Annotated in this window: 13 protein-coding genes, 1 tRNA gene and 1 pseudogene; 7 read left to right on the forward strand and 8 right to left on the reverse strand. The window is 54.2% G+C overall.

Features of this window, described 5'->3' with window-relative positions:
* Positions 1-10 precede the first annotated feature (10 nt).
* The 5 genes and pseudogenes from E308F_RS09535 (at position 11) to E308F_RS09555 (ending at position 3,978) form a co-directional block, all read left to right on the forward strand.
* Positions 11-334 (forward strand): DUF4387 domain-containing protein, encoded by a 324-nt coding sequence (locus tag E308F_RS09535; RefSeq protein ID WP_071554468.1) that lies wholly within the window; start codon positions 11-13, stop codon positions 332-334.
* A 169-nt stretch (positions 335-503) separates the two neighbouring features.
* On the forward strand, positions 504-1,946 hold the full coding sequence (locus E308F_RS09540; RefSeq protein WP_141264695.1) for a sodium:solute symporter family protein: 1,443 nt from the start codon (positions 504-506) through the stop codon (positions 1,944-1,946).
* Positions 1,947-2,058: 112 nt separating this feature from the next.
* Positions 2,059-2,367 (forward strand): annotated as a pseudogene (locus E308F_RS09545) (LexA family protein); the annotation flags it as partial.
* A gap of 128 nt (positions 2,368-2,495) precedes the next feature.
* Positions 2,496-3,695: a DNA polymerase IV gene (gene dinB / locus E308F_RS09550; protein WP_141264697.1), complete on the forward strand. Its 1,200-nt coding sequence runs from the start codon at positions 2,496-2,498 to the stop codon at positions 3,693-3,695.
* A complete protein-coding gene (locus tag E308F_RS09555) occupies positions 3,682-3,978 on the forward strand; it encodes a hypothetical protein (RefSeq protein WP_141264698.1) in 297 nt (98 codons plus the stop codon). The genes dinB and E308F_RS09555 overlap by 14 nt, the downstream gene beginning before the upstream one ends.
* A gap of 6 nt (positions 3,979-3,984) precedes the next feature.
* Here E308F_RS09555 and E308F_RS09560 read toward each other — a convergent pair whose 3' ends face one another.
* The 4 genes from E308F_RS09560 to E308F_RS09575 all read right to left on the reverse strand — a co-directional run bounded on the left by E308F_RS09560 (position 3,985) and on the right by E308F_RS09575 (position 7,898).
* Complete coding sequence (locus tag E308F_RS09560) at positions 3,985-5,226, reverse strand: M48 family metallopeptidase (protein ID WP_141264699.1); 1,242 nt, start codon at positions 5,224-5,226, stop codon at positions 3,985-3,987.
* A 147-nt stretch (positions 5,227-5,373) separates the two neighbouring features.
* A complete protein-coding gene (locus tag E308F_RS09565; RefSeq protein ID WP_141264700.1) occupies positions 5,374-6,144 on the reverse strand; it encodes an arginase family protein in 771 nt (256 codons plus the stop codon).
* A gap of 45 nt (positions 6,145-6,189) precedes the next feature.
* Positions 6,190-6,642: a QueT transporter family protein gene (locus E308F_RS09570; protein ID WP_141264701.1), complete on the reverse strand. Its 453-nt coding sequence runs from the start codon at positions 6,640-6,642 to the stop codon at positions 6,190-6,192.
* Between the two features lie 29 nt (positions 6,643-6,671).
* The gene (locus E308F_RS09575) at positions 6,672-7,898 is read right to left on the reverse strand and encodes a 6-phosphofructokinase (protein ID WP_141264702.1); all 1,227 of its coding nucleotides are present in this window, start codon (positions 7,896-7,898) and stop codon (positions 6,672-6,674) included.
* Positions 7,899-8,037: 139 nt separating this feature from the next.
* On the opposite strand from E308F_RS09575, the gene E308F_RS15865 reads away from it, so the two are divergent.
* Complete coding sequence (locus E308F_RS15865) at positions 8,038-8,175, forward strand: hypothetical protein (protein ID WP_172613622.1); 138 nt, start codon at positions 8,038-8,040, stop codon at positions 8,173-8,175.
* Between the two features lie 41 nt (positions 8,176-8,216).
* Here E308F_RS15865 and E308F_RS09580 read toward each other — a convergent pair whose 3' ends face one another.
* Both E308F_RS09580 and E308F_RS09585 read right to left on the reverse strand, forming a co-directional pair.
* Positions 8,217-9,596: a DUF512 domain-containing protein gene (locus tag E308F_RS09580; protein ID WP_141264703.1), complete on the reverse strand. Its 1,380-nt coding sequence runs from the start codon at positions 9,594-9,596 to the stop codon at positions 8,217-8,219.
* Between the two features lie 30 nt (positions 9,597-9,626).
* Positions 9,627-10,175: a chromate transporter gene (locus E308F_RS09585; protein WP_141264704.1), complete on the reverse strand. Its 549-nt coding sequence runs from the start codon at positions 10,173-10,175 to the stop codon at positions 9,627-9,629.
* Between the two features lie 394 nt (positions 10,176-10,569).
* On the opposite strand from E308F_RS09585, the gene E308F_RS09590 reads away from it, so the two are divergent.
* Positions 10,570-11,271 (forward strand): DNA methyltransferase, encoded by a 702-nt coding sequence (locus tag E308F_RS09590; protein ID WP_141264705.1) that lies wholly within the window; start codon positions 10,570-10,572, stop codon positions 11,269-11,271.
* A 168-nt stretch (positions 11,272-11,439) separates the two neighbouring features.
* On the opposite strand, the gene E308F_RS09595 is transcribed toward E308F_RS09590, so the two are convergent.
* Both E308F_RS09595 and E308F_RS09600 read right to left on the reverse strand, forming a co-directional pair.
* Positions 11,440-11,527 (reverse strand) — tRNA-Leu (locus E308F_RS09595).
* A gap of 55 nt (positions 11,528-11,582) precedes the next feature.
* Complete coding sequence (locus tag E308F_RS09600) at positions 11,583-13,529, reverse strand: cell division protein FtsA (RefSeq protein WP_141264706.1); 1,947 nt, start codon at positions 13,527-13,529, stop codon at positions 11,583-11,585.
* Between the last annotated feature and the right edge of the window lie 124 nt (positions 13,530-13,653).

Genomic DNA, 13,653 nt, shown 5'->3' on the forward strand with positions numbered 1-13,653 from the left:
GGTAATATCAATGGCTACCGTAAAACTGATCAACCTGGCCAAAACCATCCGCAGCAAAAATGCCGGTACCGATAAAATTACCTTTGATATCATTTTCCGGGAAAAGGAAAGCTACGAGCTGGTCAAAAAAAGCGGGGTCCTGACCCCGGAAACCATCTGCAAACTTTATGCTATCAGCCCGGAAAGAATCGCTGATTTCGTTGAATTTGACCCGGCTTATGCCATCAAGTTCACCATCTACCGGCAGCGGCCCAGTGGTAGTCCGGGAGATTCCGATGTATTTGGCTGCCAGCAGTATGCACCCCTTCTTGATATCGAAGTGCCGGTGGATTAACTCATCGCTATTCTTGACCCGGGAGGCATATATATGCCTCCCGGCACTCATAAATCTGGGGAACGTCCTGTTAATTAGAGGAACGGAAGCGGAGTAATTTCGTAATTGTCATAATTGAGTCCCTATCTCGGGCCTTGTTTATACACTATTACAGGAGGGCAACAACCCTATGTCCTTGCAATTACTGATTATCCTAGCCTATTTTGCCCTGACCATCGCTATCGGCCTCTATGCCCGGAAAAAGACCAGCAGCGCCAGATCCTTCCACGGGGCCGGCCTGGGTGTCCTGATGGTGGTCGTCGTCGGGGTCGGTGAGTGGCTTGGCGGCACTTCGACTACCGGTATCTCGGAATACGGTTTTATTGCCGGCCTTTCCGGGGCCTGGTATACCATAGCTAACGGTATCGGCGTCATTGTCCTGGCTTTATTCTTTGCTAAATTATACCGTAGCCTGGATACTGTAACCATACCGGGAATTGTGGAAAAATTTCTCGGTGTAAACGCCCGCGTCGTTACCAGCGTTTTACTTATCTTCGTCATGATCGCCGTCGGTACCGCTCAGGTCATCGCCGCCGGCACCATGGGCGTCTCGGTCCTGGGCATCAGTTACGAGACAGCTGTTGTCATCCTGGGAATCGGTTTTATCGCCTACACCCTGGCTGGGGGGATGACGGCCATCGGTTATACCAATCTAGTACACCTGAACGCCATGTACGGTGGCGCCGTCCTGGCCGTGATCTTTGTCTTGGCCGACATCGGTGGATTGGCCTCCCTCAAAAGTCACCTGCCCGCCCAGCCTTTCTTTAGCTGGACCGGCATAGGCTGGTCTCATATCTCTTCCTGGATTATCGCATCCGTCCTCGGCGCCTGCACCGCCCAGGCCGGCATCCAGCCCATCCTGGCGGCAAAGGACGTCCGGGTAGCGCAAAAAGGGGCCTTTATTACCGCTTTTGTCGTCGCCCCCTTCGGTATTCTCACCGCCCTACTGGGCATGGCCGCTAAAGTACGTTTCCCGGAGCTTGCCAATGCCAAGCTGGCTTTACCCACCCTAATGATGCACTTGAACCCGGCAGTCGGCGGCATTGTTCTGGCCTCTATAATGGCGGCTATCCTCTCGACTGTAGCGCCGATTATCCTGGCTGCCGGGACGATGTTTGCGAAAGACCTCTACCAGCGCCTCTGGTACCCGGAGGCCGATGAAAAGCAGTTATTACTGGTTTCCCGGATAAGCACCGGTGCTGCCGGGATCGCCTGCCTGCTCCTGGCCCTCTTAATGTACGGCAGTACTCGCATCCTGGATATGGTTTATTTCGCCTATACCATCCGGGGTTCCCTCTTTGTCATCCTCCTGTTTGCCATCTACTGGCGCAAAACCTCGCCCCAAGGAGCCGTCTATGCGATGGTTATCACCGCCATGGCGGGATTCTTCTGGGTCTTTTATAAGGCCAAATATGGCCATTTCCCCGTCCATCCCGCCTTTACGGAAACCTATGCCGCCGTGGTAATGGCCGTGATCAGCACTGTTGTTTTGAGCCTTATCACCGGGAAAATTGAGGGGCAACATAACGCCGGTGTCGCAACTTTTAATACTGCTTCAGGAGAAGACCGCTAAAGTGACCTGCGGGTGCAGGCCCCGGTAGTTACCACCGGGGCCCTTTACCAGGCTTTATGTTTTCCAACTTTAGCCCGAACGAGTCTCAGTATGATCCTCTACTGCGTCCCGAGCCACTGGTTTGCGCTCCACTTCTACCGTCCACGGCCATTTAAGCCGCCTAGAGAAAAAGGGCTACATCCGCCGGGACCCAACTCGCTCCCGGGCCATCGAAATCGTTGAACCAGGCCCAACCACAACTGTCGCCGAAAACGGTGATATCGTCGTTGCTCTGCTGGGCGAGAAAGCCACCGTCAAATATTTCTACCACTACGAAGACCATGTTGAACTGGTGCCGGCCAACAGCCAAATTCAGCCCATAAAAGCCCGCGAAGTGACCATCCTGGGGAAAGTGATCGGCCTTTTAAGGCGCTTCGCTTAACGGGCAGAGTCCTATATGTATCCCCTGCCAGCAGAAATTTCCATCGCACATCTGTTCTTTTCCCCTTGCTTTCTCCCCGACGCCGGAGTTATAATATACCCAAACGTTTGTTCCGGCGGTGAGCTTAAGTGTCTTCCTCCTGCACCATCCTCCTCTGTGACGCCAACAGCTTCTTCGCCTCCGTTCACCAGGCCCTTGACCCAAGTTTACACGGGCGGCCGGTCATCGTCGCCGGCCGGGAAAGCACTCGCCACGGCATCGTCCTGGCGGCCAGCTATGAAGCCAAAAGGGGTTACGGTATTAAAACCGGGATGACCGTCCGGGAGGCAAAGAGTCTTTGCCCGGATGGCATTTTCATCCCTCCCCACCATGACCTGTACATCGAATTTTCCACCCGTATTTTGCGCATCATGCGGGACTTTACTCCCCTGGTCGAACCTTTTTCCATTGACGAAGCCTGGCTGGATGTGCGGGGCTGCTGGGAACTTTACGGCTCACCTTTAACCATCGCCCGGCGGCTGAAGGAAAGGATTAAAAACGAGGTGGGCATCACCACCAGCGTCGGCCTGGGGCCTACAAAGCTATTGGCCAAGATGGCGGCCGAGATGCAGAAGCCCGACGGCCTGACGGTCCTCGATTATCCGGACGTTCCTAAAAAGATGTGGCCCCTGCCGGTGAAGGAGCTTTTCGGCGTAGGTCCCCGGATGGAGGCGCATCTGGCCAAGCTCGGCATCTATACCATCGGCGACCTGGCCCGTTTTCCCGTCGAGGTACTGGTCAGGCGCTTCGGTGTCGTGGGGCAGGTTTTACACCAGTGCGCTCACGGCATCGACTACAGCCCGGTGGACCCCCACTCCCTGGATAGAGTCAAATCCGTCGGCCACCAGATCACCCTCCCCCGGGATTACTACAGCCACGAAGATATTGAGGTGGTTTTACTGGAGCTTTCCGAGCTGGTGGCCCGGCGGGCGCGCCTGGGAAATTACCTGGGCCGCACGGTGAGCATCAGCCTTAAAGACGCCGAGTTTAACTGGGTAGGGCGGTCTTACACTCTGCCCTATTATACCGATACGGCTGCCGATATTTACGCCGCGGCCCGGCAGCTCCTCCACCGCCACTGGCCGCCCGGCAGGCCGGTGCGGCTGGTGGGAGTGAACCTGGCCGGGCTGGTACCGTCAGCGGCACGCCAGGAAGACCTTTTTGGCCGGGTGGAAAAACAGGCCCGCCTGGACCGGGCCTGCGATCGGTTGAAGAACCGCTACGGGGAAAGGGTCATCTACCGGGCGGCATCCCTAACTCAGGCAGGTGTCCTCTATGCGCGGGGCTAATGCTTTGTATGAAGGCCACCGGTTGATGCTGCCGGGGCTCAAAGATCGGGCCACGGCTACCTGCCGGGGCTGTCGCTACTATGCCCTGATCCTGGGCCGGGAGGAAAATAAGCCGGCCTGCCTGGCCACCCTGGATCTTTATCTTTCCGGGGAACGCCGGGTGCCGGGGGAACTCCAGGCCCGGGACTTTATCTGGCTGGCCGGCAAAGAAGCCCTGGTCAAGGCTGTGGCGAAGGTCCGGCCGGAAAGGCAGGCCTGCGGCTTTTACTGCCCGCGGGAGTAACATGGATTATCGTGTTGCCCTCCACCTTTCTGCATTCTGGATTCTTTCCAGAGGTGAGGGGTGAGATGCGGTGAGCCATGCGATAAAGGGCGGCGGGGCTATGTCGCCCAGGTTCTTCCGGGCCAGGTCCACCTGCAACCTGATCATGGCCCCGGGATTACCGGTAAGCTCCAGGGCCACCCGGTCGGCTTCGGTTTCATAACGGCGGGAGATGGCGTTCGGCACCGGTTGGCCCAAAAAGGACATCAGCTGGAGGAAAAGGAGCATGGCAACCAGGAGGTGGGGAGGGTATGGCCCCGGCCGGGCTATTTCGTAGGTAAAGGTTAGTTTCAGGACAGCATATAACAATCCCAGAAGCAAGAAATTAGCCAGGATACCCCACAGCAATCCCCGGAGAATATGGCCGCGCTGCCAGTGGGCCATTTCGTGGGCGATTACGGCTTCTACTTCATCAAGGGGATAATCGGCCAGCAAGGTATCATAAAGAACAATGCGTTTGGTAGTTCCCAGGCCGGTGAAATAGGCATTGGCCTTGGTGGTCCGGCTGCTGGCATCCATTACTAACACTTCCTTAACTTTCAACCCAGCGCGGCCGGCCAGTTGTGTCACCATAGTTTTAACCGGACCTTCTGGGATGGGCTGGAAACGGTTAAAAAGCGGGGCGACCAGAAGCGGCCAGAGGAAGGCTGAGATAAAGAGCCAGCCGGACAGGAAGAGGCCGGCGGGGGCCCACCAGGTATGGGGCCAGCGCCCGGTAGCCCAGAAAAGGAGGAGCACCCCGGTTCCGGAAAGGATTAGATCGAGGACGCCACCCTTGAGGTAATCCAGCCACCAGGAAGTCAGGGTTTGGGTAGAGAAACCCCACTGGTGCTGGACGATAAAGCTGCTGTAAAAATTAAAGGGTAAAGCGACTGCCTTCACCAGTAACCAGATAAGGACGAAATAGATTACCAGGGCCGGATAATAGCGCCCGCCGGTGATGCGTAAAGCTCCATCCGACCAGGCGGCTGCCCGGGTACTGGCGACCAGCCAAACCAGGAAGGTTATCTGGGCCAGGAAGGCCAGGATACTTACCAGGCGCATGGTCTGCTGGTAATGCCGCGCCCTTTCCACCTCGGCCGGGGTGAAATACTGCCAGGCGGCAGCCGGCACTTTACCCGGAAAAAGGGTGAAAAAGATAAAGGCGAGGCTTAAAACGCCTGCCAGTATTAAAAGGATGGTCCAAACTATGCCGGCTTTAGCCGTCATTAAATTGCCCCCCTCTACCACCTGCCCTCGATGCTATTTTATTCGTCGCGGGCGGCTCTATTCTCCCGCTTAAATTTTTAGTAAAGGGAGCCGGATTACCTCTGGCCCCTGAGGCTACAGGGTTGCATATCAACAGTGGCCGGCCTTTCAAGACGCCTTTTTATAGCTGTGGGCTGACAACAGGGTCTGCAGGATCATAATATTGGCGCGGGCGTTTTTGCGGATGGCTTCCTGGCCGGCAGGACGCAAATAGTCTAGGGGGTGCAGGCAGGGTTCGCCACAGACGTCGGCCCCGGCCACATTTTTCTGCCGTGTAATTTCCCGCAGGGCAGGTAAAAGCTCCCCAAGGGTCATTGACCCCTGTTCCCAGTTGGTGATTGCCTCCTGCGGGCTTAACACATCTTTATCGATGCTGATATAAACAGTCCCGGCGGTTTTCTTTAATGCCTGACGGATCATGGATAACCGGGCGCCGGGGAGGTAAACCAACTTGGCCAGGTAATGGGGAGCAATGCCCTGCAGGCTTACCGTCCGGGGGCCGATAATAACGGCTTTTTGCAAAGTTGGCAGTTCCAGAGCCCTGGCGAGCCAGGAACCGCAGGAAATAGCCACCCCCTGGGGGGCCTGGTACAGGTCGATATGGTAATCAAAAAGGATTAACGTAAAGGGGCAGGCTATGGACGCCGCGAGAAGATAAGATACATAGTGGAAATCCCCGCTACCGATAAAGGTAATGCCCCTCTTTCCCTTCCCCAGCCTGGCGGCGATCTGGTCTAGGGCCTCCTGGCCGCAATACAGCCTGGTACCCTTGATGTCCCGCATATCGATTAATTCATAGGGAAAACGCCGCAATTCTTCCTGTCGGGTTAAAGTATCATCGAAATTCAGCAAGGTAATAACCTTAGATCCTGTAAACATAAAAAGGTTATCACCTCGGCTTTTTATTGTACTTGGGGCCTAAAGTTATTGTGGATTTAATTTCCGCAGCTGCTTTACCAGGGGAATGCCGAGAAGCAGGACGGCGATGGCTTCCCCTAAGGCGACGGTAGTTACGGCAAGGTAAATATTAACATGTAGCAAATATGACAGGTAAGCCCCAACTATGAGGCCATTCAAGATGATGGGCGGTAGGTAAGCGAGGCGGCTCTGCCGCCAGATATAGGTCAACCAGGCAGCTGCCAGGGTGGTCAGGCTGCCCAGGACGATGTCTATGGGGCCAAGGCCGCCGTAAATATTGCTTATCAGGCAACCGAGAAAGAGCCCCGGGATTGCTTCGGGGTAAAGGATCGGTAAAAGGGTTAAAGCTTCGGCTACCCGTACCTGAAGATAACCGAAACTAATGGGCTTGAGTATAATCGTTACTACCGCGTAGAGAGCAGCAATAATGGCTCCGCGGGCGATCCTCCTGGCAGTCACTTTTGTATCCTCCTCAACTTAGTATTTTTTTACTTGCTAAAGACTGGATATTGGGCCAGGTTTACATAAGCAGGCAGTCCGTTATGGTAAGGTATATTAACTTCACCCTGAATCAAAGGCCGGGCGTAGTTGATAAAGTCCATAGTGACGTCGTTTCCTGCCTCATTTATCCAGGCCCTCGGCACCTTTTTCTCCCGGTTGGCCACCTCATCCAGTTTTACCAGTTCATACGTACACCGGTACTCTTCCCCTTTCAGGCGCTTGATGGCCACCATATGGCCGCTGGCTCCCCGCAGAGCCTCCTCAACAGCTACGCGGCCTACGTTATAGGCTTCTTCGGCATCGGTCCGGGAGGCCAGGTGCATGGCACTGCGCTGGCTGGTGGCCGGGAGGATGACGCGGCCTTTGATTTTCAGTTCAGCTTCAATTTTATTAAGAAGGAACTGACCCACTCCTCCCAGGCGCTGGTGGCCGAAAACATCTACAGTAGCGGTGTCATTAAATATATAGTTCCCATTTTTGTCAACCAGGCCTTCGGAAACAACTACCAGGACCGTGCCGTATTGGCGGTAGGCTTTTTCCACATCGGTCATAAAAGTCTCAAGGTCAAAGGCTACCTCCGGCAGGTAGATTAAATGGGGAGCTTCTCCTGGTGCACGCCGGGCCAGGGCCGTAGCTGCCGCCAGCCAGCCGGTATTGCGGCCCATGGCTTCTACAATAGCTACTTTGGTAGAGGTGACGATGCTTTTAATGTCGATCCCCATCTCCAGGACAATGGTAGCCAGGTATTTGGCGGCGCTACCATAACCTGGACAGTGATCCGTGAGGGGCAAGTCGTTGTCGATGGTTTTGGGGATGCCAATTACCCGGAGTTCATACCCTTTTTCCTGCGCCAGCTGGTTGACTTTATGGGCTGTATCCATAGAGTCATTGCCGCCGATGTAGAAAAAGTACCGGATATTAAATTTACGGAAGACAGCCAGGAGCTTATTATAGTCTTCCTTCTTCTTTAACTGATACCGGCAGGAGCCCAGGGCTGCTCCAGGGGTGAAACGCAGGCCTTGAATGGTAGACGCATCTTCCCGGCGTAAATCAATAAAATTCTCTGCTAAAATACCCATGATGCCGTTACGGGCACCATAAATTTCGCCGATGGCTTCACTGCGATAAGCTGCTTCGATGGCTCCGGCCAGGCTGTTATTGATCACAGCCGTAGGGCCACCCGACTGAGCTATGACACAGTTCCCTTTAAACAAAGGGATTTTCCTCCTCTCCCGAATAAGGGTTACTTTTTATATTATAATCCTGGCCTTCTATCCTGGCTATAGGGAGTGACATCTTGAGGTCCTGCGGAATAAGCTAAATTAGACTACAAGGTATTTGGAGGTGTAACCAATGGCTGAAGAAGGCGGCAGCTTATTTGGACCGAAGAAAAGCGCACAGGATGGTAGCCTGGGATTTAATTTCCCCGGTGGAAGTTTTGCCTTTATCCTGTTCCTGATCTTGATCCTTCTCTTCTTTGGAGATAATTAGGGTTTAAAGGTAACCCCGCTGTCCGCGGGGCTTTTTTATAACTAATTGCCTACCAGCTCTACCGGCACACCGGTAGCAGCCACCAGGTCAAGGTAATGTTGACCCGTCAAATCGAAGCCCCGGTAGTCAAAAGCGATGGCAGGCAAGATAATAAGATCAACGGGGTTGTCATTCTTATTAGACCACTCCTGCCAGGCTATCTTAAAATCCCCTAAGGTTAATAAGCCGGCACAGGCGATAGTGCCGCCAAAAAATTGGCTAGGAGTAGTTATTACCTCCAGCTCCCAGGGTAGCCAGGCCACAGCTTCCTTTATTACGTTACCGGCCAGTTCAGAGGTCATAACAAGCACCCGCCGGGCATGGTGACGATGGCAGGCTTGCTCAACTTCCTTAAGAATAGCAGGGTCAAAATCCCAGCTAAAGGTAAGGCCGCTCCCGTCCTCTGTCACCAGCAAGTTAAGGGAACACCTTTGTTTATTACACCCGGTAGAGGAGGTATATGGACCGGAACCGGTATTTTCTTGCCGTTGGACCACTAAGTGCCGTTTTCCGGGTTTGGCAATGAGGCGATAGGCTTCTACCCGGGAACGCGGTTTTCGCCCGTCAACTGCCAGGATAATATCGCCCCTTTTGAGGCCGGCCCGGTCAGCCGGGGTACCAGGGATAACCCCCTCTACTACCGGCATTAGATTATCTAAGCATGGTGGTTCTAACAGCAAAGGGACGTCCGTTTGCTTACGGAGAACCTCCAATTCTGCTTCTATTTGTTGCCGTAAATTTTCTGGGAAACGCAACTCCGGTGGCGCCAGCCGGGTGTAGCCGGGCAAAAAGATGCGAATGGTCCTGGCACCGGAACGAGCCAGGTAAAGGATTGTCTCCCGGACATCCGGCCAGCCGGTAATCCAGGGAAGGGCCACCAGGCTACCGTGGTAGGTAATGCCGGCTTGCTTTAAGGTTAAAGGAGCCTCTAGGGCCGCAGTTGGTTTTTTGTCACCCATGAGCTTGAGCCGGCCTGCCGGGCTGGCGCTATTGAGAGAAAGGTTTATTTCCAGGGGCCCCAGATCAACCAGGATCCTGACCAGTTCTCGGGTTAAAAAAGTTCCATTCGTAGTAATTTCTACGACAGTTGCAGGAAAACGCCGCCGCACTCTGGCCAGGATCGCAAGGAAATCGGGATGGGTCATGGGTTCCCCTTCGATAAGGCGGGTGGCCGATTCGCCAATCACTATTTTGCGGCTACCGTCCAGAAAGTCCAGGAGGGTGTCAACCTGCTCCGGTTTTAGAGGAGGCAGGTACCGCGTTTCCACTCCTGGAGGATTCTGGCGGTGGCTGCAGAAGAGGCAGCGTAAATTGCAACTGGAAGTCAGCGGCAGGATATTATACCGCGCGGCCGTCATAACGGCCAGCTGAAAGCTATCCATGGATGACCGGTGCAGTTATAAATCTCTCCTTCATCGCAGGAAAATCCCGCCGAGAATCAAGGAAGCAACTACCCCTAAAAGGGGGCTCAAATTTAAATAATGGACCAGGAAAAAATAAGCGGCTGCAATGCCAAAGGGGAGCCAGTTAAAGGGGCCCGTGCTTTTTGCCACAAAGGCATATTTGGCAAAGTCCCAAGCCAGCATGGCCAGCATTACGAAAACTACAGGTCGGATACCGGCAACCATGCCTTTGATGAAGGGGCTATCCTTGAATTTCTCCAGAAAGGCGAAGAAACCAATCAAGATTATAAATACAGGGATGGTTACGGCGATCAGAGCAACAGCAGCACCCATCCAGCCGGCTACTTTGTAACCAATGTACATGGTTAGCTTTGTGGCAATGGGTCCCGGAAGAGCGTTGCTGAAAGCCAGCGCCTTGCCGAACTCTTCCTGGGTTACCCAGTGGTATACGTCAACCGCCTCGTGTTCATAAAGGGGTACAATGGCCGGTCCGCCACCATAGCCTAGCAAGGTCGCCCGGCCAAAGCCTATAAAAAGGTCCAGCAACGTCTTTAGCATTTAGGTTCTCCTTCATCCTTTCATTGATTAAAGTGTCGATCTAGATCGAAATCGAATCGATCTAGATGTCCAAATTATACTATATCTCGACATTTGTGCACAGAGGTATTGTTGCTTCATAACCGTTTTGACAAAGAAGGCCGGTTGGTAGCAGACTCATTGCTATCAACCGGCCTTCGTTCATATGCCCACTAAACTTTCTTCCCCGGGTATTCGCAGCGCCCGTAAAATTTGCTACCATAAATAGTGTGCGACGGTGCAAGAATGCCGTGCCAACCCCGGCTTTAGCCGTGGAGAGGTTCAGTGAACGAGCCTTACGGTAGCCGGCGATTTGGCTTGAAGGCCGGTGCTGCCTGGCGGTCTTTGTCCCAACTACGGGAGGGAGCAAATACAGATGGTAGTCTTCTCGAAGGTAAGGCTTGTTGAAGGTGCCTGCAACTGCTTGGCAGACAGCAGGTTTAAATATAACTATCGTAATAAGTGCGACGGTAGGGACCTCCTGGGAGCCATCTATGATAATTCCGTTCCCTGCGTTTTTTTTGACCCCCAGTATCGGGGTGTTTTGGACAAGCTTGCATACGGCAACGAAGGTGTCAGTAGAGGGATGCAAAGATCCATGCTTCCGCAGATGAAGGAAGATATAATAAAAGAGTTCATTGCCGAAATAAGTCGCATTCTCATCCCCAGCGGCCATTTATTCCTGTGGGTGGACAAATTTCACCTCTGCGAGGGTGTATCCAGCTGGTTACCAGCAAACCTCAAAATTGTTGATATGGTCGTCTGGAACAAGCAGAAAATGGGTATGGGATATCGAACGCGCAGGCAGTGCGAATACCTGCTTGTCGTGCAGAAGCGACCGCTTCGCGCCAAGGGCGTATGGGCCGTACATGATATCCCCGATGTCTGGGAGGAGAAAGTGAGTGGAGACCACCCCCACTCCAAACCAGTTCTTCTGCAAGCACGTCTCATCGAAGCAGTAACAAATCAGGGCGATGTGGTAGTCGATCCGGCGGCAGGCAGTTATTCTATCCTGACGGCTTGCCAAAAAACGGGGCGGACTTTCCTGGGAGGCGATCTGGTTTATGGCGCTGATTAGAAACGCAAAGGGACGTGACGATGGAGAATATACCAACCTTCCTGTTACGGCCAGGTCGAGAGGTCCGAATCTAAGGTTGAGCGGGTCGATGCAGCGTTATTAAATTCCCCTAATGAACACAGCAGGCTGGTATCTATTACCAGCCTGCTGTGTCTTGATTTTGCTTATTGGTGCGGCAGAAGGGATTTGAACCCCCACCCTGTAGACCAGGACTAGAACCTGAATCTAGCGCGTCTGCCAATTCCGCCACTGCCGCTCGCAATCGCTCCCTCAAGGAGCAAGTCTAATTATAGCAGCCTGCCAGCTACCTGTCAAGGGTCCCAACGTAAAGTAACCTGGTCTCCTGCGGCCAGAGGAGTAGTAAATTCGGCTGGATGGCCGTTAACCTCCATCACGAGCCTTTTCCGGCCCGGTGGCGGTGTTAAGGGGAAATCCAGGTAGTTAAAAATATCGGTAAATAACACATCGGTTGCCTGGACTTTGAGGGTGACCGGGCGGCCATTTAAGATGATAGTTATAACCTTGCCGGCAGCTTCAACTCCTGTTACTAAGTTGTCGCCATCTTTGATTGGAGCTTCAGGCCGGACGGGCTGACCGTTTAAAAGAATGGTGCCTTTCAGGGGTTCCCCCAACCTGACCAGTACCTGAGCTACCGTATCTAAAGGTTCATAGGTAATGCGGGCTTGATCTTCTATCGGGGTATTGTAATCCACCTGGTTACCGTTCATTGTAATCAGAGGTTCCAGGGTGACCTGGCGCCCGTTAAAGGTAATGGTTATGGGAGCGAGTTCCGGTACCAGGTCGCCTACGGTTCCGCAGGCGTCAGCACCATCACGGCCCGGAATCACCTGGATTTCATCTCCGGGGCTTACGGTAGCATCCAGGGTGGCAGGAGAATTATTTACCAGGATAGTTCCCGGCTGCCCGGGTTGACCCCGGAGAAAGGTTAGACGCCCGTTGACCTCCACCCCCAGGCCCCTACCCGGTCGGCCATAAAGGGTTCGCGCCGGAATGCCGGCCGCGAGCAGGGCCTGGGTGACAGTCACCTGCTGCCCGGCCAGGAAATGCACCGGCCGGCCGTTGACAATTACCCGGGCCAAGCCCAGGCTTTCCTGCTTTAAGGCTGTAATGGCAATCCCTATCGGAGTAATTGCCTGGGGCCCCTGCAAATTTTTAGCCCCGCTAATGTCATTTAAAACTTCCCGGCCGCGCACGGCCACCCTGTCCGGCGGTATTTCCAGCTGGCCGGCCAGGGCCTCAGGGAGTCCCGGGGTAAGGCTACCGCCCCCTACCAGCAGGACGGCCTGGGGAGCGCGGCCGTTGAGCAGGATAATCTGGTTGGCAATCTGCCGGGCCAGCTCAGCTACCGCAGGTTTAATTACCTCTGTAATAGCAGCTGCCGGCAGGGTGCGTTTTTGCCCGACAATATCGGTAAACGTTATACTGGCATTTTTTAATAACTGGCGCTTGACTGCTTCAGCTGTATGAAAGTCCAAAAGGAGGGCCTCTGCCAGGGCTTCGGTGATTTCATCCCCGGCTGAGGGTACCATAGCATAACCTGTAATGGTACCCTGGCCGGTAATGGCTATGTCGGAAGTGCCAGCGCCGATATCTACCAGGACCAGGTTTAATCCCCGCATGGCTGCCGGTACGGCTACGGCGCTGGCAGCAATGGGTTCCAGGGTAAGGGAAGCCATGGTGAGGCCAGCCCTTTGCAGGGACGCTACCAGGGAATCCACCACTACCCTGGGCAAAAAAGTGGCTATAACTTCTGTGCCCATGTGCCGGCCACGCTGGCCAACCAGGTTGCCGATGGGATGGCCGTCGAGGCTGTAGCCTACCACACTGTAACCAACACAGTGGTAAGCCGCCTGGTTTTCGCCTGCCGTCAGGAGCCGTTTTTCAGCTTCCTGGACGGCTGCGGCCTCCAGGGCCAGCACATCCTGGCTGCTGATTTCCGTAGCCGGCGATATTTCTTCCCCGGCGGTGGCCCGCTGGGTTTTTAAAGCCCGGCCGGCAGCGGCTACCGCTGCTTCTTTTAAAGGCATATGTAACTTTTTTTCCAGTTGTTCTTTAACCGCCTGGATGGCCAGGGCTACCTGGGGAATATCATGGATCTGGCCGTCCAGCATGGCGCGCTGCTGGTGTTCAACTATTGCTGCCGCCCGGATGTGGTAACCCTTTTTCCCGGGAACCAGCACCAGGCCGGCGACTTTACGGGTCCCCACGTCCAGGGCAAAAACCGGACTTTCAGCCATGGCAGCACCTCCTCCCAAAAAATTCGCCCTATCCAGGTAAAATCCTGCTTCCCTCTAACTTGGAATTAGCCATGCAGGATGCAGTAAAAATTTACCCGGATGTTTAAACCCGGGTCACTGTCAC

It is taken from the genome of Moorella sp. E308F (assembly GCF_006538365.1).
Lineage (GTDB): Bacteria > Bacillota > DSM-521 > Neomoorellales > Neomoorellaceae > Neomoorella.

Excerpts from the sequence above, each read along its gene's own strand:
- E308F_RS09535 (WP_071554468.1), top strand. The coding sequence starts at position 11 with ATGGCTACCGTAAAACTGATCAACCTGGCCAAAACCATCCGCAGCAAA.
- E308F_RS09540 (WP_141264695.1), top strand. The coding sequence starts at position 504 with ATGTCCTTGCAATTACTGATTATCCTAGCCTATTTTGCCCTGACCATC.
- E308F_RS09555 (WP_141264698.1), top strand. The coding sequence starts at position 3,682 with ATGCGCGGGGCTAATGCTTTGTATGAAGGCCACCGGTTGATGCTGCCG.
- E308F_RS09560 (WP_141264699.1), bottom strand. The coding sequence starts at position 5,226 with ATGACGGCTAAAGCCGGCATAGTTTGGACCATCCTTTTAATACTGGCA.
- E308F_RS09565 (WP_141264700.1), bottom strand. The coding sequence starts at position 6,144 with ATGTTTACAGGATCTAAGGTTATTACCTTGCTGAATTTCGATGATACT.
- E308F_RS15865 (WP_172613622.1), top strand. The coding sequence starts at position 8,038 with ATGGCTGAAGAAGGCGGCAGCTTATTTGGACCGAAGAAAAGCGCACAG.
- E308F_RS09580 (WP_141264703.1), bottom strand. The coding sequence starts at position 9,596 with ATGGATAGCTTTCAGCTGGCCGTTATGACGGCCGCGCGGTATAATATC.
- E308F_RS09585 (WP_141264704.1), bottom strand. The coding sequence starts at position 10,175 with ATGCTAAAGACGTTGCTGGACCTTTTTATAGGCTTTGGCCGGGCGACC.
- E308F_RS09590 (WP_141264705.1), top strand. The coding sequence starts at position 10,570 with ATGGTAGTCTTCTCGAAGGTAAGGCTTGTTGAAGGTGCCTGCAACTGC.
- E308F_RS09600 (WP_141264706.1), bottom strand. The coding sequence starts at position 13,529 with ATGGCTGAAAGTCCGGTTTTTGCCCTGGACGTGGGGACCCGTAAAGTC.